Source organism: Propionibacterium sp., assembly GCF_047719395.1.
Classification (GTDB): Bacteria; Actinomycetota; Actinomycetes; order Propionibacteriales; family Propionibacteriaceae; genus Propionibacterium.
Genome location: NZ_JBDNTB010000001.1, coordinates 48,511 through 75,017, shown reverse-complemented (window position 1 = coordinate 75,017; position 26,507 = coordinate 48,511). Strand labels below are relative to the sequence as shown.

24 protein-coding genes and 1 tRNA gene are annotated in these 26,507 nt (G+C 65.8%); 11 read left to right on the top strand and 14 right to left on the bottom strand.

Annotation, left to right across the window (positions count from 1 at the left end; all coding sequences use genetic code 11):
• Positions 1–97 precede the first annotated feature (97 nt).
• Complete coding sequence (gene upp / locus ABF648_RS00350) at positions 98–724, bottom strand: uracil phosphoribosyltransferase (RefSeq protein ID WP_415630319.1); 627 nt, start codon at positions 722–724, stop codon at positions 98–100.
• A 122-nt stretch (positions 725–846) separates the two neighbouring features.
• Here upp and ABF648_RS00345 point away from each other — a divergent pair, with 122 nt between their 5' ends.
• The 3 genes from ABF648_RS00345 (at position 847) to ABF648_RS00335 (ending at position 2,083) form a co-directional block, all read left to right on the top strand.
• A complete protein-coding gene (locus ABF648_RS00345) occupies positions 847–1,503 on the top strand; it encodes a tRNA adenosine deaminase-associated protein (protein WP_415630301.1) in 657 nt (218 codons plus the stop codon).
• 17 nt (positions 1,504–1,520) lie between these two features.
• On the top strand, positions 1,521–1,988 hold the full coding sequence (gene tadA, locus ABF648_RS00340) for a tRNA adenosine(34) deaminase TadA (RefSeq protein WP_415630318.1): 468 nt from the start codon (positions 1,521–1,523) through the stop codon (positions 1,986–1,988).
• 10 nt (positions 1,989–1,998) lie between these two features.
• Positions 1,999–2,083, top strand: a tRNA-Ser gene (locus tag ABF648_RS00335).
• A 293-nt stretch (positions 2,084–2,376) separates the two neighbouring features.
• Here the strand turns inward: ABF648_RS00335 and hcp are convergent.
• Positions 2,377–3,951, bottom strand: coding sequence for a hydroxylamine reductase (hcp, locus tag ABF648_RS00330; protein ID WP_415630300.1), 1,575 nt, complete (start codon positions 3,949–3,951; stop codon positions 2,377–2,379).
• Between the two features lie 227 nt (positions 3,952–4,178).
• On the opposite strand from hcp, the gene ABF648_RS00325 reads away from it, so the two are divergent.
• The 3 genes from ABF648_RS00325 to ABF648_RS00315 all read left to right on the top strand — a co-directional run bounded on the left by ABF648_RS00325 (position 4,179) and on the right by ABF648_RS00315 (position 7,360).
• A complete protein-coding gene (locus ABF648_RS00325) occupies positions 4,179–4,865 on the top strand; it encodes a Crp/Fnr family transcriptional regulator (RefSeq protein WP_415630299.1) in 687 nt (228 codons plus the stop codon).
• A 280-nt stretch (positions 4,866–5,145) separates the two neighbouring features.
• Positions 5,146–5,688, top strand: coding sequence for a hypothetical protein (locus tag ABF648_RS00320; protein ID WP_415630298.1), 543 nt, complete (start codon positions 5,146–5,148; stop codon positions 5,686–5,688).
• Between the two features lie 130 nt (positions 5,689–5,818).
• Entirely contained in the window at positions 5,819–7,360 is a 1,542-nt protein-coding gene (locus ABF648_RS00315) for a potassium/proton antiporter (RefSeq protein WP_415630297.1), read from the top strand.
• Between the two features lie 84 nt (positions 7,361–7,444).
• Here ABF648_RS00315 and ABF648_RS00310 read toward each other — a convergent pair whose 3' ends face one another.
• Together ABF648_RS00310 and ABF648_RS00305 are read right to left on the bottom strand one after the other, a co-directional pair.
• On the bottom strand, positions 7,445–7,939 hold the full coding sequence (locus ABF648_RS00310) for a LytR C-terminal domain-containing protein (RefSeq protein WP_415630296.1): 495 nt from the start codon (positions 7,937–7,939) through the stop codon (positions 7,445–7,447).
• Positions 7,940–7,997: 58 nt separating this feature from the next.
• On the bottom strand, positions 7,998–8,291 hold the full coding sequence (locus ABF648_RS00305; protein WP_415630295.1) for a type II toxin-antitoxin system VapB family antitoxin: 294 nt from the start codon (positions 8,289–8,291) through the stop codon (positions 7,998–8,000).
• 350 nt (positions 8,292–8,641) lie between these two features.
• Here ABF648_RS00305 and ABF648_RS00300 point away from each other — a divergent pair, with 350 nt between their 5' ends.
• The 4 genes from ABF648_RS00300 (at position 8,642) to galK (ending at position 12,838) form a co-directional block, all read left to right on the top strand.
• Complete coding sequence (locus ABF648_RS00300) at positions 8,642–8,932, top strand: FeoA family protein (RefSeq protein ID WP_415630294.1); 291 nt, start codon at positions 8,642–8,644, stop codon at positions 8,930–8,932.
• A 23-nt stretch (positions 8,933–8,955) separates the two neighbouring features.
• Positions 8,956–10,923 (top strand): ferrous iron transporter B, encoded by a 1,968-nt coding sequence (gene feoB, locus ABF648_RS00295; RefSeq protein ID WP_415630293.1) that lies wholly within the window; start codon positions 8,956–8,958, stop codon positions 10,921–10,923.
• A complete protein-coding gene (locus ABF648_RS00290) occupies positions 10,920–11,465 on the top strand; it encodes a NifU family protein (protein ID WP_415630292.1) in 546 nt (181 codons plus the stop codon). Before feoB ends, ABF648_RS00290 begins: the two co-directional genes overlap by 4 nt.
• A gap of 209 nt (positions 11,466–11,674) precedes the next feature.
• Complete coding sequence (gene galK / locus ABF648_RS00285; RefSeq protein ID WP_415630291.1) at positions 11,675–12,838, top strand: galactokinase; 1,164 nt, start codon at positions 11,675–11,677, stop codon at positions 12,836–12,838.
• A 54-nt stretch (positions 12,839–12,892) separates the two neighbouring features.
• Here galK and ABF648_RS00280 read toward each other — a convergent pair whose 3' ends face one another.
• The 9 genes from ABF648_RS00280 to ABF648_RS00240 form a co-directional block, all read right to left on the bottom strand.
• Positions 12,893–14,614, bottom strand: coding sequence for a protein kinase domain-containing protein (locus tag ABF648_RS00280; RefSeq protein ID WP_415630290.1), 1,722 nt, complete (start codon positions 14,612–14,614; stop codon positions 12,893–12,895).
• Positions 14,615–14,708: 94 nt separating this feature from the next.
• Entirely contained in the window at positions 14,709–16,523 is a 1,815-nt protein-coding gene (gene pknB, locus ABF648_RS00275) for a Stk1 family PASTA domain-containing Ser/Thr kinase (RefSeq protein ID WP_415630289.1), read from the bottom strand.
• Positions 16,520–17,947: a peptidoglycan D,D-transpeptidase FtsI family protein gene (locus ABF648_RS00270; protein ID WP_415630288.1), complete on the bottom strand. Its 1,428-nt coding sequence runs from the start codon at positions 17,945–17,947 to the stop codon at positions 16,520–16,522. The genes pknB and ABF648_RS00270 overlap by 4 nt, the downstream gene beginning before the upstream one ends.
• Positions 17,944–19,332, bottom strand: a complete 1,389-nt coding sequence (locus tag ABF648_RS00265; RefSeq protein WP_415630287.1) for an FtsW/RodA/SpoVE family cell cycle protein — start codon at positions 19,330–19,332, stop codon at positions 17,944–17,946. Before ABF648_RS00265 ends, ABF648_RS00270 begins: the two co-directional genes overlap by 4 nt.
• The gene (locus tag ABF648_RS00260) at positions 19,329–20,984 is read right to left on the bottom strand and encodes a PP2C family protein-serine/threonine phosphatase (protein WP_415630286.1); all 1,656 of its coding nucleotides are present in this window, start codon (positions 20,982–20,984) and stop codon (positions 19,329–19,331) included. Before ABF648_RS00260 ends, ABF648_RS00265 begins: the two co-directional genes overlap by 4 nt.
• Positions 20,985–20,986: 2 nt before the next feature.
• Positions 20,987–21,460, bottom strand: a complete 474-nt coding sequence (locus ABF648_RS00255; RefSeq protein WP_415630285.1) for an FHA domain-containing protein — start codon at positions 21,458–21,460, stop codon at positions 20,987–20,989.
• A 1-nt stretch (position 21,461) separates the two neighbouring features.
• On the bottom strand, positions 21,462–22,178 hold the full coding sequence (locus tag ABF648_RS00250) for an FhaA domain-containing protein (RefSeq protein ID WP_415630284.1): 717 nt from the start codon (positions 22,176–22,178) through the stop codon (positions 21,462–21,464).
• 176 nt (positions 22,179–22,354) lie between these two features.
• Positions 22,355–22,711, bottom strand: a complete 357-nt coding sequence (locus tag ABF648_RS00245) for a thioredoxin family protein (RefSeq protein ID WP_415630283.1) — start codon at positions 22,709–22,711, stop codon at positions 22,355–22,357.
• A 265-nt stretch (positions 22,712–22,976) separates the two neighbouring features.
• Positions 22,977–24,812, bottom strand: a complete 1,836-nt coding sequence (locus ABF648_RS00240) for a glycoside hydrolase family 2 protein (RefSeq protein WP_415630282.1) — start codon at positions 24,810–24,812, stop codon at positions 22,977–22,979.
• Between the two features lie 114 nt (positions 24,813–24,926).
• Between ABF648_RS00240 and ABF648_RS00235 the strand changes: the two genes are divergently transcribed.
• On the top strand, positions 24,927–25,151 hold the full coding sequence (locus ABF648_RS00235; RefSeq protein ID WP_415630281.1) for a hypothetical protein: 225 nt from the start codon (positions 24,927–24,929) through the stop codon (positions 25,149–25,151).
• 223 nt (positions 25,152–25,374) lie between these two features.
• On the opposite strand, the gene mmuM is transcribed toward ABF648_RS00235, so the two are convergent.
• Positions 25,375–26,343, bottom strand: a complete 969-nt coding sequence (gene mmuM, locus ABF648_RS00230) for a homocysteine S-methyltransferase (protein WP_415630280.1) — start codon at positions 26,341–26,343, stop codon at positions 25,375–25,377.
• Between the last annotated feature and the right edge of the window lie 164 nt (positions 26,344–26,507).

Sequence of the window (26,507 nt, the reverse complement as noted above, 5' to 3'; positions counted from 1 at the left end):
TTGATCCGCTCGGCTGTGCGCCGAACCAATCGCTGATCTGCCTGACGCTCGGCACCGTGCCGGCCTGGGCGCATCTCCCGGCTCCGGGTGATCGGCTTCAGTCGATCAGACCGTAGAGCCGATCCCCGGCATCACCCAGGCCAGGAACGATGTAACCGTGCTCGTCGAGGTGGTCGTCCACTGCTGCGACCACCAGGGTGCAGTCGATGTGGTGCTGCTCGGTGAATTCGCGCACATGGGCGATGCCCTCGGGCGCGGAGATCAGGCAGACGCAGGTGATGTCCTCGGCGCCGCGGGAGGCGAGGAATTCGATGCAGCCGGCCAGCGAACCACCGGTGGCCAGCATCGGATCGAGGACGAAGCACTGCCGTCCGGACAGGTTCTTGGGAAGCCGTTCTGCATAGGTGGTCGGACGAAGTGTTTCTTCGTCGCGGGCCATGCCCACGAAGCCGACTTCGGCAGTGGGAACCATCCGGATCATGCCCTCCAGCATTCCCAGGCCGGCGCGAAGGATTGGCACGACCAGTGGTTTCGGCTCTGCCAGCCGGGTTCCCGTGGTGGGCGCCATGGGTGTGCGGATGCTCACCTCTTCCACACGGACGATGCGCGTCGCCTCGTAGCTGAGCAGTGTCACCAGATCGGCGACGAGCAGCCTGAAGGTGGGCTCCTGGGTGCGCGAATCGCGCAGTTCGGTGAGTTTGTGGGCGACCAGCGGGTGATCCACGACTATGAGTTCCACGGGTTTCACTGTCCCATATGGCGCCCGAGCGAGTATCCAAGACCACGCAAGGGGTGCGTTTGCCGGCCTGGGCATGGAATGCTGGACGAGGAGCCCAGGAGGTTGACGTGAGCGACGCTGACGAGACACGTGACAAGGACGATGTTGAGGACGCCGAGAGCTTGGAAAGCCTCGGCGACGGGGACGACTTCGATTCCGGGGTCGTGTCCGACGACTACGACGACCTCGACGACTCCGATGACGACGACGAGGACGACGAGGACGACGATGCTGAGGACGACTACGAGGACGCCGCCCCCGACGAGATCGATTTCGTCGTCGCCCTCTACCGCGAGGACGGTGTGCCCACCGTCACGGATCTTCCGGACGCCTGCGCCAATGATCTCGACGAACTGATCGCCCAGCTGCGCCGGATGCCCGGAGATGTCGGCGCCTGCGGAGCGGTGAGCGTGGACGGCGAGTTCTTCGTGTTCTGCCGGGTGCGCGGGCAGCAGGTGCAGGCTCTGCTCAGCGATGTGGTGGCCTCCAACGACTGGCCGCTCGCCCGCGATGTCGTGGACTTCCTCGGCCTGGAGGTGCCCGATCCCGACGACGATGCCGAGCCCGTGGGCGATTTCAATATTCTGGCCGACCAGGGCGTCAGCGAGTTCGAGATCGAGTCGCTCACTGACGATCTTGATGAAGACTCCGACGAGCTGGCCAGACGGATCATCGACGTCATGCACTTCGGGGATGCCTTCGACAAAGTGGTCGCCGACGAGTGAGCCGCTGGGACACCGCGATGCGCCAAGCCCTGGAGGCTGCAGCAGTCGCTCCTGACCAGGGTGATGTGCCGGTCGGTGCCGTGGTGCTCGATTCCGAGGGGCAAGTACTGTCGTGTGCCGGCAACAGACGCGAGGCCGACAATGACCCCACCGGGCACGCGGAGATCGTCGCCATCCGGCAGGCCTGCACGGCGCTGGGCTCTTGGCGGTTGGACGGCTGCACGATGGTCGTCACCCTGGAGCCCTGCACGATGTGCGCGGGCGCGATCGTCTCGGCCCGGATCGCTGCGCTGGTCTTCGGCGCCTTCGACCCCAAGGCCGGGGCAGTCGCCTCGCTGTGGGATGTGGTGCGCGATCCCCGGCTCAACCATCGTCCGCGGGTGGTGAGCGGCATCCTCGCCGACCAGAGCGAACGCCTTTTGCAGGACTTCTTCGCCTCCCGGCGGGGGCCCGGGGATTGGCGTGCCGCCGAGGCCGACCGCTAGAGTGGCCCGCGGTGACGTGTCTGAGCGGCCGAAAGAGCTCGCCTCGAAAGCGAGTGTGGTGCAAGCCACCGAGGGTTCAAATCCCTCCGTCACCGCAGTAGGTGCCCCTAGTCAGCAACTGACTAGGGGCTTTCCCCTGTCAGAGACATTTCTTGAGCTTGGCGGCGGTGCCTTGCCGTCCGTTGGCCATGCGGCTCCGGCTGCTTCTCGGCAGAGGAAGGGATCTCTTCCGGAGCGGGAATGGTGACCGACAGCAGTACCTGTATGAAAGCGTGCGAGAAGCCCCCGTGTTCAGCCTGAGGACATCAAACGGTCGAACAGGCCAACGCGGGGGCTTCTGCACGGTGTGAACCGGTCACAGGTCGTCCTGGGATCGCACCGGCGGGCTTCAGCCCGCCGCGGGCGCCAGATCCTCCTCGACCGTGCTGGTGGGGGCGAGGCCGAAGGCGTCGGAAAGCACCTGCAGAACCCCCGGGGAGACGAAGGCCGGCAGCGTCGGCCCGAGCTTGATGTTCTTCACGCCCAGCGCCAGCAGGCTCAGCAGCACGGCGACCGCCTTCTGCTCGTACCAGGACAGCACGATGGTCAGCGGCAGCTCGTTGATGCCCACCCCGAAGGCCGACGCCAGCGCCTGGGCAACCTTCACCGCGGAGTAGGCGTCATTGCACTGGCCCATGTCGAGCAGCCTCGGCAGGCCGCCGACCGTGCCCAGCTGCATGTCGTTGAAGCGGAACTTGCCGCAGGCCAGGGTGAGTACAAGGCTGTCCTTGGGCGTCGACTCGACCAGCCTGGTGAAGTAGTTGCGTCCGTGCATCGCACCGTCGCAGCCGCCCACCAGATAGATGTGGTTGACATCCCCGGCCTTGATGGCGCCGATCACGGCATCGGCCACCGAGAGCACTGCATGGTGGGCGAAACCCGTGGTGAGCGTGGAGCCGCCGTTGATTCCGGTGAGCACCTTCGCAGTGTCCCAGCCGCCGAGCTGCTTGGCGTGCTCGATGACGGGGCCGAAGTCCTTGTGCCCGGCGCTGTCGGCATCAATGTGCGTGACGCCGGGATGGCCCACCATGGCAGTGGTGAACACATTTTCGCGGTAGTCCTCGCGTGGCGGCATCAGGCAGTTCGTGGTGAACAGCACCGCCCCCGGCAGGTCAGTGAACTCGTTGCGCTGGTTCTGCCAGGCCGTGCCGAAGTGGCCCTTGAGGCAGCTGTATGCGTGCAGTCCCGGGTAGCCGTGCGCAGGAAGCATCTCGCCGTGCGTGTACACCGCCACGCCAGTGCCCTCGCACTGCTCCAGCAGCATCGCCAGGTCGTGCAGGTCATGCCCGCTGACAACGATGAAAGGTCCAGGTGCGATCTCCATGGAGACCTCGGTCGGCTCCGGATCGCCGTAGGCCCCGGTGTTGGCCCGGTCGAGCAGCTCCAGGCAGGCGAAGTTGATCATGCCCGCCTCGTGCAGCAGGTCGAGCCACTCAGCCACTTCGTGGTGCCGGGACGCCTGCGCCATCCCTGTGATCAGCCAGGCATCCACCTGTGGATCGTGCTGACCGAGCACATGGGCGTGATAGGCGTAGGCGGCCGTGCCGCGTAGTCCCAGGATGAGCAGCGCGCGGCAGGAACCCTCGGTGCTGGCCGCCTCGAACAATGACTTCTCCCCGGTCACGGCATCGAGAACCACGGCATGCCCGCCGTTGGCCTCCCGTGCCTGCGTGGCGATGTCATCGGCGATCCGCTCGCACAGGGCTGCGTCGAAATTCACATTCGTCACCGTGGCGAACAGTGCCTCCGTGAAGGTCTTCACCAGTTCGGCCGAGGGCTGGCGTCCTTCGCTGGCCACCGCGAGCTTCATCAGTTCGACGGTGATGGCATCCTGCGCCGCTGCGGTGGCGGGATCTTTGCCGCAGACGCCGACTTCGGTGCAGGCGGAACTGCGAGCGGTCTGCTCGCACTGGAAACAAAACATGTCCATGGTCGAATGACCTCCAAGAACTGATTCGTGAATTGCTCGGGCGGAGCCCGAAACTGAACTACTCTCGCGGAGCCCGCTATCGAGATGTGCGGGCGGCCCGGGCACCCACCGTGCGGCCGGCACTCGGTGGCCCCAGACTAGGCATGACAGGACTTCCTGGTCTGTTGCCGTGGCAACACTTGACGGATCATTGTGAGGTGGCCGGGCCGAATGAGGAACAGGTGGAATCACACAGCGCTCACTTGCGCCATGGCGATCTCGTCACGCTCCATGGCCTGGAGCCCGGAGACCTCGGGCAACTGCTCGCCGACGGCAGCGTTCTGCGCGGCGCATGGCGCAAGGGAATCACCATCGCATCCCAGGGCGAGCGCCAGGCGCAGTTCTTCGTGGTGCTGTCCGGCCAGCTGGATGTCACCCGTTCCCGGTTCGACGGGTCCCGCCACATCATCGACATGGTCGGGCCAGGTTTCGCCTGCGGAGCAGTCACCGCCTTCGCCCCGGATCCCCGATGGCCGGCGGACGTGCACGCCAGTGAGCCGACTCAGGCGCTGGTGGTCCCCACCATGTCACTGATGGCTGCGAATCCGGCCAGCCCCTCGCGCCAGCTCCTGCTGCAGTGGTCGGTTCGATTGCTCGCCGAACGAGCGGCCCATCTGAATCAACGCGCCGAGCTGCTGTCACGGCGCGGGCTGCGCGCCCGGCTGGCCTTCTTCATGATGCACAACTGTGATGAGCGTGGCATGGTCGACATCGCGCTGACCCGTCAGGAGCTGGCCGACAGTCTGCAGGTGTCGCGCTCGTCCATGACCCGTGAGCTGGGACGCATGGCCGCCGAGGGGCTCGTGGCGTTGCACGGGCGGGCCTTCGAGGTGCTCGACTCGCAAACGCTGCGCCTCCTCGCGCGGTAGGCGCGGGTCCCCCTCTCGCGCGGTGCGGGGAACTGGTGGCGGGCGCATCTGCGTCCACAGCGGTCACGCATGGATCGATGACCCCGGAGCCTGTGGATAGGATGGGTTCACGTCGGGCCGCTGGGGATCAATCCGATCGGGGATCCATTGTTGTGATTGCCCGGGCCGACGCGGGCGTCGGCTCCAGGGCTGGCCAGGCCGGAGCGGGCAGGTTTGAGCAGAACAATTTGGGTGCGCATGAGTGCGGCCACTCAGGAAATACGAGGGGAGTGGCCGGCGGATGAAGACGGCGCAGAAGCGGCCTGTCACCCGCAGGTCTGTGCCTGTCGGCATCTTCTCGCTCGTCATCGCCGTCATGCTCGCCGTACTCAGCGTGGTGTGGATCCGCTACGGCAACTTCCCGCTCTATCTGATCCCCATCGGGCTGACCCTTCTCGAAGTGGCGATCGGCGTTGTGATGCTGTGGCCGGTCGGCGCCCCAGGTGATTCCCTGCCGGATCACTCTGACGAGGGCGAACAGCGCCTGGAACCCGAGCCGACAGGGGAGTTCGGGTTGACAGGGCCCGCCGAGCCGGGCGAAACCGGCACGATGCCTTCCGCTGCCGGTGATCAGCCGCAGGAGATGGCCCTCTCGGACCATGCGCCGGGCGCGCCAATCCCGGTCAGCTCGCACGCTGCACACGAAGATCTCGACACCGAGACCGGGGACGACAGAACCCCGCCGTGTCGTGCCCGCCGAGTCGCCCCCGAGGACGACGAGCCGGAAGTACCTCCTGATCCCCAGGGGCACTTCGTCGGTGCGACGCGAGGCATTGAGGCGTGAACCATCGAGTCGTGGACAAGGGGCTACAGCCAGCCGGCCCTCGCCCGGGTGCCATGGCTGATGAACAGAGTCCTCGTCTGTGACAGCACTGGGTGAGTACTGAAAAATTCGAGCACAGGGAAGGAGCGCGATGTCACCGTTCGACATGACCTTGCTGCTCGGCGCTGTCGTCGTGCTCATCGCCATCGCTGCTGTGCGACTCGGTTCGCGAGCGGGGCTGCCGGCATTGCTGCTCTTCCTGCTCGTCGGCATCGTGCTGGGCAGCGGAGCCTTCGGAGTCGAGTTCACCGATGTCCAGCTCGCCCATGATCTCGGCTTCGCCGCGTTGGTGCTGATCCTGGCAGAGGGCGGTCTCACCACGAAGTGGCAATCCGTGCGCCCGGTGCTGGGATTGGGCGTGGTGCTTGCCACCGTGGGTGTGCTCGTCACCATCGCCGTCGTCGGACTGTTCGGGTATTTCGTGCTCAACCTGTCCTTCCCGGTGTCCTTCCTACTGGGTGCCGTAGTCGCCCCCACCGATGCTGCCGCAGTGTTCTCCGTGCTGCGCTCGGTGAACTTGCCCGCGCGGCTGCGTGCCGCTCTCGAGGTCGAGTCAGGCTTCAACGACGCCCCGACGGTGCTGCTGGTCACCGCCGGAACGGCGCTCGCTGTCGGGCAGCAGGAACACGGCGGGGCGCTGGCGCTGGCCGGTTCTGTTCTCCTCGAGCTCGTGCTCGGCGTGCTGGGTGGCCTCATCATGGGCTGGCTCGGCGCCAAGATGTTGGCCCGGCTGTCACTGCCGGCCTCCGGTCTGTATCCGCTGGCCACGATGGCATGGATCGTGTTCACCTACAGCTTCGACGAGCTCGTGCACGGCTCGGCCTTCGCTGCTGTCTATGTGTGCGCGGTGGTCCTGGGCAACTCCCAGCTGCCGCACCGCCATGCCACCCGTTCCTTCGCGGAGGGAATCGGCTGGGTCGCGCAGATGGGTCTGTTCGTGATGCTCGGCATTCTCATCACCCCGTCATCCATCACCTGGCAGCAGGCCGGTGTGGCGGTTGTGCTGGGTCTGGTGCTGGTGTTCGTGGCCCGTCCGATGGCCGTGTACATCAGCGCGGTCTGGTTCAAGGTGCCCTGGCGCCACCACGTGTTCATGAGCTGGGCCGGGCTTCGCGGGGCAGTGCCCATCATCCTGGCCACCGTGCCGTTGGCCGCCGGTATGCCCGAATCCCATGTGCTGTTCAACATCATCGTGGTCTTCGTGGTGGTCTTCACCTCCGTCCAGGCGCCCACGCTGCCCTGGATGGCCCGGCGTCTGGGCCTGGTGGATCCCCATGCAGCCACCGACGTCGACATCGAGGTGGCGCCCTTCGAGGAGCGGCGCGCTGATCTGTTGGAGGTCAACATCCCCGAGGGTTCCCGGCTGGCCGGGATCACCGTGCTGGAGATGCGGCTGCCACCCAATGCGGTGGTTGCTCTCATCATGCGCGGGGAGGAGTCCTTCTCCGCTGACGGCAGCACGACGCTTCAGACCGGGGACCAGATCCTGGTGGTCACCCCCGCGGCGATCCGGGACAAGGTGGAACGCCGGCTGACCGTGCTCGGGCGGGGTGGTCGGCTGGCGAGCTGGCATCTCGGAGCCAAACGCTGGCGGGCCCAGCGTGAGAAGACCCACGATGAGGACGCCTACTGAGTGGCTGGGTCGGTCGGCGAGCCGCGTGGTTGACGGGGTTTGCGGTGGGAGAGGGTTTCCGGCTGTCGGGATCGATCTGCCTGGTCAGGGTGTGGCTGTCCCGCTCGGCACCGGCACGCAGATCGTCCCACCAGGAACATCCACGGTTGTCGGCGCATCCTGGTTGAAGCCACCGAAATTGTCGTTGACGATCACGTCCACCCGATGATCGGAACGCCCGTCGCCGCTGGGCGTCGCCCCGGGCAGGAAACCCACCAGCAGCATCACCTCGGGATCATCGGCGCTGTTGCCCACCACCATGGTGCCCGGCACCTGGCCGCTGGTGTTGGTGGTCGAGACCACGTCGAAGCCCTTGCCGGACAGCATGTTGCCCAGATCGCCGGCCCGGCCACGCACGGATCCGGCATTGAGCACGCGCACCTGCACCTCCGATGTTGACAACACGCTTGCCGTCTTCACCACGCAGGACTGGGCTGGTTTCGTCACGGGATGGGTGAGCATCCTCATCCCCCACCAGGCTCCGAAGCACAGGAGGACCACGACGACCACCAGAATCACCGGTGTTGTGCGCCTGTGCATCCCCTGGCTCCCCTCCGTGACAAGTCTCTCCTGGTCATCGCTCAGCCGCTGTCGGTCCTCAACCGCAATCGATGATGCGGGCGTGGATGGTCAGGCGTTGCTGGAGGGCAGCACGCAGAGTGCGGTGCAGACCCACTTCCAAGTAGAACTCGCCGCGCCAGAACACGACATGGGGAAACAAATCACCGTAGAAGGTGGAGTCGTCGTCGAGGAGCTGGTCGAGATCAAGTGTGCGGGTGGTCGTCACCAGTTGGTCGAGCCGGACTTCCTGCGGTGGGATCTCGGCCCACTGGCTCGAGGACAGTCCGTGCGCAGGATAGGGCCTGCCCTCACCGACACGCTTGAAGATCACAGCGTTGATCATAGGGGGAGGGCATTCTCCCCATGCCGGGAACAGCACATGCGACGCCGGAACCCATCCGGGGATTCACCCAGGGATGATTCGGGATCGCACAGCGATGCGGGGACCCGGTGGACGGCCCGAACTGGAGCTGTGACAGACTGCCGCCACGATCCAGTGCGTGTTCGTTCTCCCGCTCGATCGTGAGACGCTCAGATTCAGGAAATTCTTTGAAAAAATGGGAATAAAACTGTCCACCCGCTGATATGGGCTACCGGATGACTTAGCTTAGGCTTACCTTGGTTGTCGTGAAGGTAGTCGGGGTCAACCCCGAAAAGAGTCCTACGGGTGAGGAGAACGACATGAGGGCCAGTGTCGAAACGACCAATCTGCCAGCCTCGAGGCTGAGCGGCCTGCGGTCCGGTGAGCGTGCAGTGATCACCGATGTGTGCGATGGGGATCCCTCGATCTGCCACCGCCTGCACCTGCTCGGATTCACCTGCGGCCGCGAGGTCAGCCTGGTGCGCAGGGCACCCTTCCACGGACCCATGGTCTTTCGCGTCTGCGATGCCGAAATGTGTCTGCGTGAATCACAGGCCACGATGATCAAGATCTCCATGATCGACGCCGGCGCGGCGCTCCGCGCTGCGTGAGTCCCCGGGACCAGGGAGAAACCATGTCTTCAGCAGTCGAATCTGCGCCCCCTCCGGGCGGCGCCGACCCCGCGCTCGCCGAGCGCGCACCGCGCATCGCGCTGGTCGGCTCACCCAATGGCGGCAAGACCTCCATCTTCAACGGCCTCACCGGCCTGCATGCCAAGACCGGTAACTACCCCGGTGTCACGGTGTCCCGCACCTACGGCATGTGCCAGATCCGCGGCGCCCACTACGGTATCGAGGATCTGCCGGGTTGCTACTCGCTCACACCCATTTCGCCTGACGAGCAGGTCGTGTCCGATCTTCTGGGCGGCAACATCGAGGGCGTCGAGACCCCCGACGGCCTGCTCATGGTGGCTGATTCCACCGCGCTGCGCCGCTCGCTGCTGCTGCTCTCCGAGGTGCTGCAGAAGCAGATGCCCACCGCCCTGGTGCTCACCATGGTCGATGAGTTGCGTCGCCGCGGTGGCTCCATCGACATCGAGGCGCTCTCCAAGGCGCTCGGCATCCCGGTGGTCACCGTCGTCGCCAACCGCGGCATCGGCATCCCCGAGCTGCGTAATCTGATCGCCGACTGGCGCAGCTGGTCGGTGCCACCCATCGACCCGCCGAGCGACCACAACGAACTGGCAGGCTGGGTCGATTCCATCCTCGATTCCGCCGGATACCAGGCGCCCTCTCCTGATTACCGGACCGAGCGGATCGACAAGGTCCTGCTCCACCCGGTCTTCGGCACACTCGTTTTCTTCATCGTGATGTTCGTCTTCTTCCAGGCGCTGTTCAGCTGGGCGGCTCCTGTGCAGGACCTCATCACCAGTGGGCTGGACTCGCTCGGAAACTGGATCAGCGAGGCCGTCACCAACCCAATCCTGTCCGGCTTGCTGGTCAACGGCATCATCGGCGGTGTCGGTACGGTGCTCACCTTCATCCCCCAGATCGTGCTGATGTTCTTCCTGCTCGCCGTGCTCGACTCGGTCGGCTACATGTCCCGTGCCGCCTTCCTGATGGACAAGCTGATGAGCAGGGCCGGGCTTGAGGGCAGGGCTTTCGTCGCGGTGCTGTCCAGCTTCGCCTGCGCCATTCCCGGCGTGATGGCCACCCGGACGATTCCTTCCTCGAAGGACCGGATCGCCACCATGCTCGGCGTACCGCTGGGCACCTGCTCGGCGCGTCTGCCGGTGTACGTGCTGCTGGTCGGCATGCTCGTCCCCTCCGACACCAGATTCGGATTCATCGGGCTGCAGGGCATCGTGATGTTCCTGCTGTATCTGCTCGGTGGCGTCTCCGCCATGACGGCCTCCTGGGCGGTCAAGAAGATCACCGACCGCTCCGGTCATGTGCTGCCCTTCTACATGGAGATGCCGCCCTACCGGCTGCCGAGGCCCAAGTCCATCGGGCTGGCGATGTGGGAGCCCACCAAGGCCTACATCCGCAAGGCCGGAACCATCATTCTCGGCGCCTCCATCGTCATCTGGGCCCTCACCTCGATTCCTGGCCGCTCCCCCCAGGAACTCCAGAACGCCGGGGTGGACCCCACCGACACGGTCGCGGTCACCTCCTACACGATGGAGCACTCAATCGCAGCGCACGTCGGCAAGGCGATCGAACCGGTCTTCGAACCCCTGGGCTTCGACTGGCGCATCAACATCGCAGTCATCGGCTCGCTCACCGCGCGCGAGGTGTCGGTCTCCACCCTCGGCCAGCTGGCTGCGGCGAGCGATCCGGAGGACAACGCCTCGGTGGCCGAGTCCATCTCCCAGTGGACCTACACGGACGGCCCGAACCAGGGCATGAAGGTCTTCACTCCGGCAACGACGGTCGCACTGCTTCTGTTCTTCGCCTTCGCCCTGCAGTGCATGTCGACGATGGCGGTGATGCGTCGAGAATCGGGTACCTGGCGATGGCCGCTCACGGCCTTCGGCTACATGTTCGTGCTCGCCTGGGTGGCAGGTTTCCTCGGTCACTTCATCGTGAGCCTGTTCACATGAGACCTACTCCACAGAGGCTGATCTCGGTGCACCCCGAACGCACCGACGATCCGTCCACCCTGCGCTGGGTGGTCTGTCACCAGTCATTGCCCTTCGCGGGTGAGCTGGTGGCGGCCCCCGGCCTGGACGAGCTGTCCGGGGCCATGATCGAGCGCATGGTCGCAATGCCAGGCGTGGTGGACATCACGCTCAGTGAAGGTCATGACTGGCGCCGGGACGGCTCCACCGTGCGGCACGCCCTGGTGGAGGCCTTGGCCCACACCTGTGAATGGACAGGCGGCCCGGACGCCCAGCAGCTGGGCCCCGACGATGTGCTGCGGATCTGTGCCGGCGAACTCATCGACGGCCCGATCGGTGACATCGCCACGGCGCACGGCGGAAGCATCGAACTGGTCTCCGCCACCGATGGTGTGGTGAGCGTGCGCATGCACGGCGCCTGCCGGGGCTGCCCGGCGGCTGCGATCACCATGCACCAGCGGCTGGAGAGCCAGCTGCGCCGCAAGGTTCCCGGTCTGCGGAGAGTGGAGACCTGCGCAGCCTGAAATCCACAGCCTTGAACTCACGTGATGGCGTGAACACAGTTGAACTCTGACTGCCTCGGTGTCGGCCCTCGGCCGTGCCGGGGCAGTCGTGCGATGTGAGACAGTAGTCCTCATGATTCACGGGCAGGACGACGCATTCGCCGGGGAATATGTGGTCGCCGGGTGCGCTATCGGCGAGCGCGTCCCGGGTGCTGGGCGGGTGCGCTGAGGTGAAACCGCAGGCCATCTGCTCGGCATTCGAACGTCACTACGGCATCACCCCCGCAGGGGTGTGGTCGGCGCCCGGACGGTTCAACCTGGTGGGCGAACACACCGACTACAACGGGGGCTTCTGCCTCCCTGTGCCCCTGGACCGCCGTACCTTCGTCGCAGCCCGCAGACGCAGCGACGACAGGGTGCGGCTGACCTCCTTGGAGATCGCGGGAGATGCCGACGTCGACCTGCGAGAGGTCACCGCTGCAGTGCCCGGAGGCTGGGGCAGCTATGCCGCCGGCACGGTGTGGGCATTCCGTCAGGCCGGCCACCGGGTGAGCGGCGTCGACATCCTGGTGGGCTCGGATCTGCTGATCGGTGCCGGACTGTCCAGCTCGGCCGCGCTGGAGTGCTCGGTGGCGGCAGCGGTCTCCGATCTGTTCGACCTGGATCTGCTGTCCGACGACGCGCACCGCGCCGAGCTGGCCACCATCTGCCAGACCGCCGAGAATGTGATCGCCCTGGCACCCACCGGAGGTGTCGACCAGACCTCTGCGCTGCGCGGCCGACAGGGCCATGCGCTGCTCATCGACTTCCTCGACGGCACGCTGCGGCCAGTGCCCTACCGGCCGCACGCGGCGGGCGTGGAAGTGCTGATCATCGACACCGGCACACGCCACTCGCTGGCTTCAGGCCACTTCGGCAACAGGCACGCCGAGTGCGACCGGATCGCCGGACTGCTCGGTGTGGACTGCCTGCGGCGCATCGGTGTCGATGATCTTTCAGCCGCCATGCAGGCGCTGCCCGATGCCATCCTGGCCAGGCGGCTGCGCCATGTCGTCACCGAGAACGCCCGGGCGGTGGCGATGGCCGATGCATTGGAGCAGGGCGACTGGCATGCAGTGGGAGAGGGCATGACCCGGGCCCATGAATCGATGCGCGACGACCTGGAGGTCTCCGTTCCGGAGATTGACCTGGCGGTCGATACGGCGCTGGCGGCCGGGGCCTGGGGTGCACGGCTGGTCGGCGGAGGCTTCGGCGGATGCGTGCTGGCCGTGGTTCTCCGGGAAGGTGTCCCAGCGGTCACCGATGCTGTCCGGGCAGCCTTCGCCCAAGCCGGCTACGGCCGCCCCCACAGTTTCACGGCCCGTGCAGGAGATCCTGCCCGTCGGGATGCATGACCCCCGGACAATCGCACTCCCACTCCGAAGAGGTGCTGACCGGCGCGGACTGCCTCAGGCGTTGGGGCCGCTGGACGCAGCGGTGTCCTGCGACGCAGTGGCCATGGTCCCCGGCGAGGTGTGTGTCTCTGTGGAGGTGGTCTGGTGGGAGTCCACCGGGGACGCCGCCTGCTGCGACTGGGGCGCCTGGGAAGTCTGCGGCGCAGCAGATGTGGTCATGGCAGGCTCCTGTGTGGCAATGCTGGTCGACTCGGCGCTGTTTTCATCGGTGGTGTTTTCCGCTGCGCTGGTCGTCGAGGGCCCAGCGCTCGCGGCGGTGCTCGTGGCAGTCGTAGGCGCGCTGCTCGTGTACGTATTGGTCTCGGTGATGGCCGGTGCGGCGGCCGAGGTCTGGGAGGCCGTGGCCGAATGCGTTTCCGTCATCGTTACGGTGCTGGACTGCGCAGGATGGACCTCCCTACGTCCCTGGCTCCACGCCAGCCAGACAGCAATGGTGAGCACCAGGAGCACGACCACCGCCACGATGATCCGGTTGCGGCGTGCCGAGGTCTTCGGCTTGGCCGGGAAATCACCGGTATCACCCGCCTGCTCGGCATCACTGCCGGCCAGTTCCGCCGGCACGAGGGAACCGGTTGCGGACTGCTGGGCGGGCGTGGCCGGAGTCTGCGCGGCTGTCGATGCGGGAGACATCACACGGGTGGCCTGGTCGTCGGTGTCCGGCGGTGGAACCGGCACGGACACGGTCGAGGGGGCATCGGGATCGGTTTCGATGGCGCGCAGGGCCGTTTCAGCCTGGGTGGCGGTGGGCCGGGCCGAGGGATCCTTGGCCAGCAGCGCAGTGACGAGAGCCTCCAGTGCCGCCGGGCAGTCTGAGCGGAGTTCACGAAGTGGTGTGGGCTGGTCGTAGACCTGCGCGCGGGCCACTGCGATCGGCGACTCGCCGGGGAAGGGCGGATGCCCGGTGAGCACCGTCGTCATGAGGCAGCCGAAAGAGTATATGTCAGATGCCGGGCTCACCCTCTCCCCGGAGGCCTGCTCCGGGGACATGTAGGCGGCCGAACCGATGGCGGTCATGGTGCTTGTCAATGCGGTGGCCTGCTGGTCGTTGAGGCGTGCGATGCCGAAGTCGACGAGCTTGGGTGTGGCCTGCAGGCTGTCTGTCTCCAGTACGACATTGGCCGGCTTCACATCGCGGTGCGTCACCCCGATGGCGTGCGCCGCGCCGAGCCCGGCCGCCACTTGGGCGAGCAATGGCACTGCCTGCTCGAAGGGCACCGGGCCCTCGCGGTTGACCAGTCCCTGCAGATTCGGTCCGCGCAGATATTCCATCACCAGGAAGGCGGTGTGCCCGTCGACGCCGGAGTCGTAGATCTGGACCACATTGGGATGTTCCAGGCCGGCGGTGGCAACGGCCTCGCGGCGGAACCTTGCCTCGGTGGTCGGGTCGGCGCTGGTGGCGAGGTTCACGGTCTTGATCGCCACGACACGTTGCAGGGTGGTGTCGAAGGCGCGCCAGACCTGCCCGATCGAACCGGCACCCACTCGTTCGACGAGCTGGTAACGGCCGTTGTTCAGCACCGCCACCGGCTCTTCGCCGGCTGGTCCCGGTCCTTCGCCGGCGGACTGTGCGTCCGGCTGATCACTGGCAGGCTTGTTGTCCGGCTCTTTGCGGGCCGCTTGCCCGGGCATGGCCAAGGTCTTGTCGGCGATCTCGTGCATGGTGGCGTCGGGATCGTTCCGCCCGGTCTCCCCGGGAACCTCGTCGTTACTGCTCACCTGGTCATTCTCCCGCTTTGGCATGGATGGCGATGCTATGTCCTGAGGCTGGCATGTCTTGAGACTGGAAATGTCCTAGAGCTGGCATGGGGCCTCAGCTGGAATTACTTGTGGAGGGCGTCCTGGAGGGACTGCTGGTCGGGCTGGGAGTGCTGGGAGTGCTGGGAGTGGGGGTGGCGGTGGTCGTGACGGTCTGGGTCGGCACCGGCGAGGAGGATGGTGCGACCGCCACGGTGAGGGTCACCGTCTCAGAACGCAGATAGAGCTGCCCGGCCTGCGGCACCTGGCTGAGCACCACGCCGTGGGCCACATTGTTGGTGGGCATCGGAACCACGGCGACCTGGGTGAAGCCCGCTGCCGCCAGCACGGATTCAGCCCGATCCTGGTAGTAACCCTGACTCGACACATCGGGAACTCGCGACCGCCCGGTGGCCCGGTAGAGGGTGATCTGGGTGGAGGGGTCGACGGTGGAGCCCTGGGCAGGATCGACGGCGACGATGGTGCCCGCGGCGTCGGTGACCTTCTCCTGACTCTCGCCGGCGTCCTTGGTGGTGACGATCGTGAAGCCCGCATCCTTCAGCAGCGCGCGAGCGTCATCCTCGGACTTGCCCCGCACATCGGGGATGGTGCCGGCAGCCGGGCCCTGGTTGACCGTGATCGCAACGGTGGAACCCACCTGAACCGTGACGTCGGCATCGGGGGAGGAACCCACCACCCGGCCCTTGGTGTCCAGCGGGCCATTGGCCTGGGAGACCTGCGGGTTCAGATTGGCGTTCTTCAAGGTGGATACGGCCTGGTCCTGGGTGAAACCGACCACTGCGGGGACGGTGGTGGTCTTCGGCTCCTTGGCGGACTCGTTCAGCCGGAAACCGGCGATGCCCATCACGGTGAGCAGGATCAGCAGCAGGATCAGCAAGATGAGGGTGGGAGCGGAGATCCGCCGGCGCCTGGTGCGGGCATGGGATGCCGTCTCCTGGGCGGGCGCCTCGGCGGTGCGCTGGGACGGCGGCTCGGCTGCCTGGTCCACTGCCACGACAGCGGGGACCTTGGCGGTCACCTGCTCACCGGCAAGCAGCCTGGCGATGTCGTCGCGCATTTCGCGGGAATCCTGGTAACGATCCGCAGGCTTTTTCGCGAGAGCCTTCATCGTCACCGCATCCATTGCGGGGGACAACTCCGGATCGAGCTGAGAGGGCGGCACGGCCTGCTCCCTCACATGCTGGTACGCCACTGCGACCGGTGAATCGCCCTGGAAGGGCGGACGCCCGGTGAGCAGTTCGTAGAGCAGGCATCCTGTCGAGTAGATGTCGGAGCGGGCGTCCACTGTTTCGCCCCTGGCCTGCTCGGGCGACAAATATTGGGCGGTGCCGATGACTGCCGCGGTCTGGGTCATCGTTGCCGAGGTGTCGGCCACAGCTCGGGCGATGCCGAAGTCCATCACCTTGACCTGCCCGCTCGGCGTGATCATCACATTGGCGGGTTTGATGTCGCGGTGGATGATGCCGTGCCCGTGCGAATAGGTGAGTGCATCGAGCACGCCCTCGGTGTATGCCAGGGCACGCTCGGGAAGGATGGTGCGACCCTCGCGCAGCATGTCGCGCAGGGTGCGGCCACCGACCAGCTCCATGACGATGTAGGGCAGCACGATCCCCGATGTGGGATCTTCCTGGCTGCCGGTGTCGTAGACGGACACGATATTGGGATGGTTCAGCCCGGCGGCCGACTGGGCCTCCCGCTCGAAGCGGGCGAGGAAGGTGGGGTCATTGGCGAGGTCCACGCGCAGCCGCTTGACAGCCACATCGCGGTCCAGTCGCAGATCGCGGGCACGCCACACTTCGGCCATGCCTCCGCGGCCGATGATCTCCTGGAGTTCGTAGCGACCGCCCAGGACGGTTCCCTCAGCGCTCATCGCAGAGCCTCCAGGATGGTTCGGGCGGCAGGGGTGGCATTGCCGTGTGCTGTGCCATCGCCGGGCTCGTTCGGATTGGCGAGGAAGACGCACACAGCGACGTGACTTTGCTTGTCGAAGCCGGAGAACCACGAGTAGTCACTGGCTCCGGGCAGATTCTCGGCGGTGCCGGTCTTGCCGCCGACGGTGTCACCGGTGATCTGTGCCGAGGTGCCGGTGCCGGACTGTACGACGTCCACCATCATCTTCTGCAGCGATCCGGCGGTGTCGGAGGAGATCGGATTGGCGTGCACGACAGGGCTGTGGCTCTGCAGCACGCTGAGATTCTGATCACGCACCTGGGAGACCACATAGGGCTCCATGAGCGCCCCATTGTTGGCGATGGCCGCCGAGACCACTGCCATCTGGAGGGGGGTGGCGGCCACTTCGAACTGCCCGATCGAACTCATCGCGAGTTCGGCCTTGGTGGGATTGTCGGGGAAAGTGCTCTGCACCGGGTTCGCGTCGCCGCCCAGCGAGGAGTCGAAGCCGAACTTCTGCGCCATGGCCCGCAGCTTGTCGGCGCCCAGGGTCATGCCGACATTGGCGAAGGCGGTGTTGCACGAGACGGTCAGCGCATGGTCGATGGTGATGCGGTCCCCGCCGCAGTTGACCGCATTGGGAAGGCTCCTGGTCGAGTCAGGAAGCGGCAGGGTCACCGGCGAATCGACGAGGGTGTCAGGGGTCATGCCGTTCTCCAGAGCCGCGGCGGCAGTGATGAGCTTGAAGGTGGAGCCTGGCGGATAGATGTTCTGGGTGGCACGGTCGAGCATCGGCTGAGCAGGGTCTGAGGTGAGGGTGTTCCACGCCTGCTGGGTGGCCGCCAGATCGGTACTGGACAGCTGCGAGGGGTCGTAGCTCGGCGTGCTGGTCCACGCCAGGATGGCCCCAGTGGTGTAGTCGATCGCGATGGCTGCCCCGGTGCGTCCCCCCAGCGCGGACCAGGCGGCCTGCTGCGCCTTCTGGTTGATGGTGGTCTGAACCGTGGCACCCTCGGTCTGCTTGCCGCTGAGCCCGTTGATCAGTCTGGTGAGGAATTGCGAGTCATCATTGCCCGACAGCGCCTGATTGCGGGAGCGTTCCAAGCCGGAGCTGCCGTATATGTAGGAGAAGTAGCCCGTGACGGGGGCATACAGAGCACCCTGGGGATATTGCCTTTGCAGGGAGAATCTGTTGCCCTGCACCGGGACGCTCTCCGCGATGGCCGTATTGCCGGCCAGGATCGGTCCGCGCGGCGAGTTGAACTGGGAGTCCGCCACACGGCGGTTGTCGGGCTCATCGAGGAGACTCTGGGTGCGGAAGGTGTAGTTCAGGGTCGAGTTCACCAGCAGCGCGAGGATCATCAGCGCCGCCACGATGGAGACCCGCCGGATTGCCTTGTTCACGCCACCCTCCCGGGGATCGTCGTCGGGGCCTCGTCGACGATGGGCGAGGACTGCGAGGATGGCGCGAGGGGACGCCTGCCGGAGTGGGATATCTGCATGATGATCGCCACGATCACCCAGTTGGCCACCAGAGAGCTGCCGCCCTGGGACAGGAAGGGTGTGGTCAGGCCGGTCAGCGGAAGCAGCCGGGTGACGCCGCCGATGATGGCGAACACCTGCAGGGCGAAGGTGAAGCTCAGCCCGCAGGCGAGCAGCTTGCCGAAGTCGTCGCGGGTGGTCAGCGCCGCCCGAAGGCCGCGCGCCACGATGTAGGCGTAGATGATGATCACCGCCATGAGCCCGGTGAGACCGAGTTCCTCGGCGATGGACGAGGCGATGAAGTCGCTCTGGGCCAGAGGCACCAGCGAGGGGCGGCCGAGTCCCCAGCCGCGCCCGAACAGGCCGCCCCAGGCGATGCCGTACTGGGCCGAGATGATCTGGCCGTTCTGACCCACGTCGTTGAAGGGATGCAGCCACGCGTCGAAACGCACCCGCACGTGGTCGACCAGTTTGTAGGCCAGCAGGCCGGCACCCACGAACAGCACGACCCCGATGGCCACCCAGCGCACCTGATCGGTGGCCACGTAGAGCATCATCACGAACAGCCCGAAGAACAGCAGCGCGGTGCCGAGGTCGTTCTCGAAGACGATGACGGCCACGCAGGCGACCCACATCACCAGGATCGGCAGCAGGTCACGACCGCGCGACATGCGGGCGCCCAGAATCGTGCGTCCTGCGCCCTGGAGCAGGTCTCGATGGTCGGCAAGATAGGACGCGAAGGCCAGGGTGAGCGCGATCTTGGCAATCTCGGAGGGTTGGAAACTGAAACCGAAGATGTTGACCCAGATCTGGGAGCCGTTGGCGGCATTGGCGCCCGAGGACAGGCCCGGAACCAGAGGTAGCAGCAGCAGGATGAGACCGGCCAGGAAGAGCACATAGGGGAAACGCTGCAGCGAGCGGTAGTCGTGCATCCAGATGAGCACGGCGACGAACAGCGCCACGCCGAGGGCGGTCCAGATCAGCTGGCCGAAGGCCAGATGAGACGACGGTGGATCCTGGTCGAGCCGGAAGATCATGGCCAGGCCGAGGCCGTTGAGCGCGAGTGCGCAGGGCAGGATCACCGGATCGGCCCAGGGGATCCGGATGCGCACCACGATATGGGCGATCAAGCACAGCGCCAGCCAGCCCCCGGCGACCGTCAGGAGATTGGACGGCAACCCGCCGTGCATGTTCACCATGGTGATGCCGAAACCGCCCACCCCGAACAGGGCAGCCACGACGATCAGGGCCAGCTCGGTGTTGCGGCGTCTCCGATAGACGATCATCGGCTCTTCGGGGGCACTCATGCGCAGTCCTGGGGATTGACCGTGCCGCTGATGGGGATGCTGGAGGGAGCTGATGTGAGCGCTGTGCTGGTGCTCATCGCGCCGCTGGGTGTGAGGGTGGTGGAGGGCGCCGGCTGGGATGCGGACGGCTGCGGTGAGGCAGAACGCTCGGCGCGTGCCTGGATGCATCCCCGAGCGAGGCGGTCGAGGTAGTCGGCCTGGGACCGGGCCTGCTCCAGCGAGTCGGCGGTGATTGAGGAGGCGCGTACCTGGTCGGCGTAGTAGACCGGCAGATCGCCGACCTTGGTGGTCCGCTGCTCCACCAGGTGGCTCAGCGGCTTACCGGCGATGGTGTCGGGAAGCCCCTGCCAGATACTCACCTGGTCCTGGTCGGGCGCCAGATAATACCGTCCCTGCATGTACATCCTGGCGCCGAACACTCCACCGGCGATCAGGGCGAGTGCGAGGAGGATGCCCACGACCACGGGCCATCGGTGGGGTCTGCGGTTGATGGTGGGGGAGTAACGGATCTCCTCATGCGCATCGGGGTCGATGAGGCCATCGGGCGGGGCCGCGGTGACATCCAGTGCGGCTGGTGCCGGCACGGGCCCATTCGCCGCTGCGCCTACTGATGACCTGGCACCGATGGCACCCGCACCGGATTCGGCGCCGCCCATGGTGGCGGGCTCCGACGACACCCTGGGTATCTCGACCGTCGCAGCGGCACCCAGGGTGAGAGGAGACCTCGCGTCCAATGCTGGATCCTGGTCGACCACATCGGCGATGATCACCGTGATGTTGTCGTAGCCGCCGGAGGCATAGGCGGCATCGACGAGTGCTTGTTTCGCCTGCTCGGCATCCGGATCACCCAGCAGACGGCTGATCAGCTTGTCATCCACCAGTCCGCAGAGCCCGTCGGAGCAGAACAGCAGACGGTCGCCCTGCTCCAGATCCACCAGCGAATAGTCGGGCTCGTGGACGGGCTGGCCGTTGAGCACCTTGAGCAGCAGCGAACGATGCGGATGGACGGCGGCCTCGGCCTCGGTGATCTTCCCGGCATCGACCAGGGATTGCACCCATGAATGGTCGTGGGTCAGACGCGTGAGCTCGCCGGCGCGCAGCAGATATCCCCGGGAGTCGCCGATGTGGACCAGGCCAAGCTGGGAACCGCTGAACATCGCCCCGGAGACAGTGGTGCCCATGCCGTCAAGGCGGGGATCGGCGGTGATGAGGTCGGCGATGGAATCGTTGGCCTTTGTCATGGCCCCAGCCATGGCCTCCAGCATGTGTTCGCCGGTGTAGTGGCCGTCCGCCCGCCGCAACTCGTGGATGGCCACCGTGCTTGCCACGTCGCCTGCCGCCGCGCCCCCCATACCGTCGGCGACGACGATCATCGTGGGGGAGATGTAGGCGGAGTCCTGGTTGTTCTTGCGCACTGGGCCGATCTCGGAATGCGCGCAACTCACCAGACTGAAGCCGCGACCATCCTCCGGTTTTCCGCTGTCCGTCGCGTCGTCCGCGACGGATTCGCCGGGTCTGCTGGCTCGTCCACCTCTGGCGGGTTCTTCGCGCTCGCGGGGCTCGGCGGGATCGTCGAAGATGGCGGCATCGGGCGCAGCGGACTTACCGGATTCCGGCTCCTCAGGCTCCTCGATCAGTGCGTACTTCGGCACAGTCAGCGCTCCAGCTTCAGCTGGGAACGCCCGATCCTGATGACATCATCGGCACCGACCGGAGTCGGCTCGTCGATCTTCACGCCGTTGACATAGGTGCCGTTGGTCGACTGGAGGTCGGTGATCACCCATTGGCCCGAATCGTCCAGCCACATCTTGGCGTGTCTGCTGGAGGCATAGTCGTCATCGATGTCGAGGACCGAATCTGCGGCACGGCCGATACTCACCACGCCGGTGAGGGGAACCTGGGTGCCCTCGCGGTTGCCCGCAATGACCACCAGCCTGTTCAGATCGGAGGTGTGACGGCGGGGTTCGGGCGCCTCGAACAGGTCCAGGTCCGGGGAGCTCATCAGATCGTCGGCGGTCACTCGGCGTCCGAACAGGTCATTGCGGATGGTGAATGCGACGAAAAGGATGAACAGCCACATCAGTAGCAGATAGGCCACCTTGAGGGCGGCGAGAAGGACGGCGCTCATGTCAGGTCCCGACGGGCGAATGGACGAGCATCCTGGTCGAACCCATCTCAATGCGGGAACCGTCCTCGATCGTGGTGTGGGTCACGCGCTGGCCGTTCACGACGATGCCGTTGGTGGATCCCAAGTCGTCGATGGAGATGTTGAGATTGCCGTACTCGTCCTCGGTGACATTCATCCGGGCGTGCTTGCGGGAGACACCAGGATCGTTGATCCGCAGGTCCGCCTCGGTACCACGGCCGATGATGAATCCGGGTGGCATCAAGGGATGGCGCACTCCGTTGACCTCCAGCACCAGGGGCGCGCGCCGAATGGTGGTGCTCGAGGCCGGTCCTCCGGCCTCGGCAACCGTCGCCACAGAGGTGCTGACCACCTCGAATCGGCCGGTGCTCATGTGCTCGTCGAGGACGTACTCGATGTGAATCGGACCGTCGAAGACGTAATGACGTTCGGTGGCGTGGTCGCGCAGGTCGGGCACGATTTCAGCATTGAGGGTGCGCGAGTAGGGCGCAAGGTGCTCGTAGTCGTGCTGTGACAGGCGCACTTGGAAATCATTGGGCACGAGCCGCTTGTCGCGGGTCAGCAGCTTTGCCTCGGAATCGAGCTCGCGTTGCAACCGCGCAGCGATCTCAACGGGCTGCACATCGCCCTTGAAGGCACGCGCGAAGGCGCCGTTGACGGCGCTCTCGAGCTTCTTCTCCACTTGGTCGAACAGGCCCACGTGACCCTCCAATTCACCCCGGCACCGTCCGATCCTAGTGCGGTGGCGCGGAACAACCCATTATGTGCCTGCGCAATGTCTTCTGCGGAGACTACCCGGCAGCTTCTCAAAGTGACATGCCGACAGGCTGACCGGGGGGGCGAAAGACCGTCGTGAAATGCTCTCGGGGAGCGAATCTAGGCGTCCCCGCAGCGAGGGGCCGGCGCGTCCACGTCCAGAAGTCTCACCCTTGCAATGAGGTCTTCCAGGGCGTGCGGTGGCAGGGCACCCGCCTGGGTGAACACCGCCTTCTGGTCCTTGACCACCATGAGTGCCGGAACCGATGTGATGCCGGCGGCAGTCGCCATCACCTGGTGGTCCTGGACGTTGAGGGTCGCGAAGACGATGTCGGGGTGCTTCTCGCTGGCCTGGTCGAAGACAGGTCTGAAGGTCATGCAGGGGGAGCACCAGCCGGCCCAGAAATCGATGAGGACGATGCTGTTGTGCTCGACGATCTCGGTGAAGTTCTTCTCGGTGATGACCACCGTGGCCATGTCAGCTCGTCATCTCCATATTCCTGGTCTCCACACCCCGGTCGGTCTCCACACTCCCGGTTTGCCTTCCGCCATTCAGGCATCGACTGTGACACCATCATCGGTGACAGCACAGTCGTCTCACCCGGAGAAACCCGCCGACATCACTGGCGCCATTCCGGTGCCTTCCGGGATTCGCGATTCCACGTTGGCGGCGCTCACCGTGAGACGTACTGGGCGCGAAGGCCCCATGGACGCATGGGTCAAGAAGATAACTGGCTGCGCCTCAGCGGTGCCCGAAGATCGAGCGCAGAATCTCAGCCTGCAACTTCGGGTGACGCGATTCGTCGCACAAGCCGTTGGTCTCCTGACGCACATCGGTGAGTTGCGTCCAGCACCACCCGGCGAGAGCGCCAGAGCTGTTCGCGGTGTCGACCAGGGATCTCAGTTTGCGCTGAAAACTGCGGCGGGTACGAGCCGTCGAATAACCCCAGCCACTCCGGGTGCGCCGCGCGGACTCGAAACGGATCCCGCCGAACTCGTCGAGCAGCACCGGCAGATCACTGCGCTGGTGCTCGCCGATGACGATGAATCGGCCGGCCTCGCCTCGCAAGGTCCCCTCCAACAGCGCGGTCATGGCGGCCGGGTGCAGGTGCCTGATGAGCCGGCGTGGCCGGGGCGAGTAGTCGTGAATGGTCACCAGATCGGAATCGGTGTGCTCCCAACCGTCATTGGAGAGCACCGGACGGGTGGGATCCAGGACTCTGGTCAACCCCGCCAGACCGGAGATGAAATCGGATTGCAGAGGATCGCTGGCCAGATCGGGGAATCCCCAGGATTCGTTCACCGGTACCCAGCAGATGATGCAGGGGTGGCTCAGATTCGCCCGCACCGATTCGCTCCACTCGCGCTGCAGGCGCCGGGTGGCTCGTTCGGTGAATTCATGTGCGGCGCCGATCTCTGCGAAGACGAGCAGCCCGAGCCGGTCCGCCCAGTACAGCAGGCGTGGGTCTGGGGTCTGCTGGTGGATGCGCATTCCGTTGAAACCTAGCTCGGCCACCAGCTCCGCCTCGGCCTTCAACGCCGCGCCGCCGGGTGCGGTGTAGAGACTTTCAGGCCAGTAGCACTGCTCCAGCACTTGACGCAGGAAGACGGGCTCGCCATTGATGCACAGCTGCCGTCCTTGCACCTCGACATCGCGGACGCCCAGATAACTGGTCACCTCGTCCTCACCGGCGCTGATGGTGGCGTCCAGAAGCCAGGGGCGGGACGGCGACCAGGACAGGTCCCGGCCAGGTGGCAGTGCGATGTCGACGACGCCCATGCGCGAGGTGATCTGCGAGTCGGCCTCGGCGATCTGTTCTCCGTGGAGTGTCAGGCGGATGTGCACCGGAACCGGGGCCTGTGGAGGGCGGGCGAATTCCAGGGATGCCTGCACCCTCGCCGCTGAGGGGGATGCCTGCCACGACAGGCGCGCGAGATGGACCTGGGGCACCGATTCCATCCAGACCGGACGCCAGATTCCCGTGCTGCGCCCGTACCAGATCCTGGCCGGTTCGGCTGCCCAGGTCTGCTTGCCGCGGGGTTGGGATCGGTCATGGGGATCGTCGGTGGCACGCACCACGATCCTGTGTCCCGATTCTTGCCTCCTCTCCTGACCGGCGGTGGTCAATGCATCGGTGATGTCGGCGCAGAACGCCGTCTGACCGCCTTCATGATGGGCCACCTGCACGCCGTCCACCCATACGGTCGCCTCATGATCGACGCCGCCGAAGTGCAGCAGCAGCCGGCGTCCCGCCTTGTACCCTGCTGTTCTCAACGCCTGGGGTGTGAGTTCGATGTGGTACCAGACGACGGGATGCTCGGCGGTGTCGCCGATTCCTGAGGCTCGGGACTCCGGTGGGAAAGGCAGCCGGATGGTGCGTGGGAATCGCGCCGGATCGTCCCACCAGTGTTCGGCCAGCCCCTTGTCGGCATCGTCGAAGGCGAAACCGGCGCTGCCGTCGAGCGAGGTCCAGGCGGCGCGCCGCAGCATCGGCCGGAGATGGTTCTCGTCTGCTCCGGGGCGAACTGTGCTCAGATCGCCCCTTGGTGGCGGCATGGTCTTGTCTGCGTCTGACATCGGCACCCAGTGTTCCACCCCGGTGTGTCAGCCCCGGTCATCCGAGAGGCCGCCCTCGGGTCCATCCAGCACGCACAGCAGGCTCATTGAGAATGCACAGCGTTGCCTCGCACGGTGAATTACATGAACGTCAACGAGAACACAGGGACGGGACGCCAGCCCATGTCGTGGCGTCGCATGATCACCGCCATCGGCGCAGCCGCAGCGATCGCCATCGGCGGGATCACCATGATCGAACCCCAGGAGGCCCATGCCGCCGGGGTGCGCCAGCCGCTCGTCATCCAGTCAAGTTCACCGACCGTTCAATCGGCTCAGCCTGCCACCGAAGACCGGGACTGAACTACTCGCGCCGAAGGTCTTCCCCAATCCGGTACGGTTCACCGCCCGATCGGTCGACTTGAGTCGATTCCACCGATTGCCTGGCAGCGGAAATCGCATCGGCATCAGTGATCCCAGGACGGTGGACACTGGTTGCCACCCGATGTTTCGTCTGACATCGATGCACCCGTGCACACCCAAGGACCAATGTGGCCGCCGAGGTGGTGCGATCTTCAGGACTGACTCAGCGGGGGGATTCTCGTAGCCGAACCTGACGGGCAATCTCGGCGATGTCATGCGGGGAGGTGCGGCAGCAGCCTCCGATCAGCTGGGCACCAGCGGCGATCCAGCGTGACACGTGGTCGGCAATCGGTTCGGGTTCTGCCGGGGGCCGCCAGGTGCCGGTGGCGGGATCGTGGACATCCCCGGAATTGGGATAGCACAGCAGCGGCGACCGGGTGTGTGCGGCGAGCACGCCCAGCGCATCCTCCACCATCTGCGGCGGCACGCAGTTGATGCCCACCGCCACCACGGTGGACTGGTCATCGGCCCACTTCGCGGCCTCCGCCAGAGGTGTGCCGTCGGCAAGAGTGCAGGCATCGCGCAGTTGGAAGCTCACCCAGGCGGGTGTACCGGGGAATTCGGCAGTCACCAGGTCGATCACGGCGCGCGCCTCGTCGAGCTTCGGCTGGGTCTCCACGGCGAACAGGTCAACACCACCCTCGGCCAGCGCCTGCAATCGCGGTCGATGGAAATCGGCATAATGCTCACGGCTCAGGGTGTAGTCGCCGCGGTATTCCGAGCCATCGGCGAGATAAGCCCCGTAGGGCCCAATGCTGCCGGCCACCAGCAGGTCGCTGCCAGGGTGCGTGAGCATCCAGTCCGCGCGAGCTTGACGTGCCAGCGTTGCTGATCGGGTGATCGCCCAGCGTGCCTGGTCCTCGGTCAGTCCTGCGGCAACGAAACCGGGCACCGTCGCCTGATAGCTGTTCGTGGTGGCCACCTGGGCCCCGGCGGCGAAATAGCTCTCATGCACCGCCCGAATCGCGTCGAGGTTGTCCTCAAGGGCGACCGCTGACCACAGCACACTCGTGGTGTCCACACCCCGAGCTTCGAGTTGGGTGGCCATTGCGCCGTCCAACACCGCGACACCCTTGCTGAGCAGTCTGGTACTGAGCTGTCTGGTGCTGGGCAGCCCGGCGAGGTCAGCCATGGCTCCAGGCTATGCCGGCGCACTCCTGGGGCCGGCGCACTCCTGGGCCGCCGTGGGTCATGGCCGCGATCCCCGAGCCATGGCATTTCGCCCACGCCCACGGCGCCCGCGTCTCGGGCCTCCGACATGGGCATGCCCGGAGGGCGAGTGCCGGTCATGCAGCG

What these genes read in the sequence shown, in the direction of transcription:
- tadA (WP_415630318.1), top strand. Translation starts at nt 1,521, where the DNA reads ATGCGCCAAGCCCTGGAGGCTGCAGCAGTCGCTCCTGACCAGGGTGAT.
- hcp (WP_415630300.1), bottom strand. Translation starts at nt 3,951, where the DNA reads ATGTTTTGTTTCCAGTGCGAGCAGACCGCTCGCAGTTCCGCCTGCACC.
- ABF648_RS00320 (WP_415630298.1), top strand. Translation starts at nt 5,146, where the DNA reads ATGAAGACGGCGCAGAAGCGGCCTGTCACCCGCAGGTCTGTGCCTGTC.
- ABF648_RS00315 (WP_415630297.1), top strand. Translation starts at nt 5,819, where the DNA reads ATGTCACCGTTCGACATGACCTTGCTGCTCGGCGCTGTCGTCGTGCTC.
- ABF648_RS00310 (WP_415630296.1), bottom strand. Translation starts at nt 7,939, where the DNA reads ATGCACAGGCGCACAACACCGGTGATTCTGGTGGTCGTCGTGGTCCTC.
- ABF648_RS00300 (WP_415630294.1), top strand. Translation starts at nt 8,642, where the DNA reads ATGAGGGCCAGTGTCGAAACGACCAATCTGCCAGCCTCGAGGCTGAGC.
- feoB (WP_415630293.1), top strand. Translation starts at nt 8,956, where the DNA reads ATGTCTTCAGCAGTCGAATCTGCGCCCCCTCCGGGCGGCGCCGACCCC.
- ABF648_RS00290 (WP_415630292.1), top strand. Translation starts at nt 10,920, where the DNA reads ATGAGACCTACTCCACAGAGGCTGATCTCGGTGCACCCCGAACGCACC.
- pknB (WP_415630289.1), bottom strand. Translation starts at nt 16,523, where the DNA reads ATGAGCGCTGAGGGAACCGTCCTGGGCGGTCGCTACGAACTCCAGGAG.
- ABF648_RS00265 (WP_415630287.1), bottom strand. Translation starts at nt 19,332, where the DNA reads ATGAGTGCCCCCGAAGAGCCGATGATCGTCTATCGGAGACGCCGCAAC.
- ABF648_RS00255 (WP_415630285.1), bottom strand. Translation starts at nt 21,460, where the DNA reads ATGAGCGCCGTCCTTCTCGCCGCCCTCAAGGTGGCCTATCTGCTACTG.
- ABF648_RS00245 (WP_415630283.1), bottom strand. Translation starts at nt 22,711, where the DNA reads ATGGCCACGGTGGTCATCACCGAGAAGAACTTCACCGAGATCGTCGAG.
- ABF648_RS00240 (WP_415630282.1), bottom strand. Translation starts at nt 24,812, where the DNA reads ATGTCAGACGCAGACAAGACCATGCCGCCACCAAGGGGCGATCTGAGC.
- mmuM (WP_415630280.1), bottom strand. Translation starts at nt 26,343, where the DNA reads ATGGCTGACCTCGCCGGGCTGCCCAGCACCAGACAGCTCAGTACCAGA.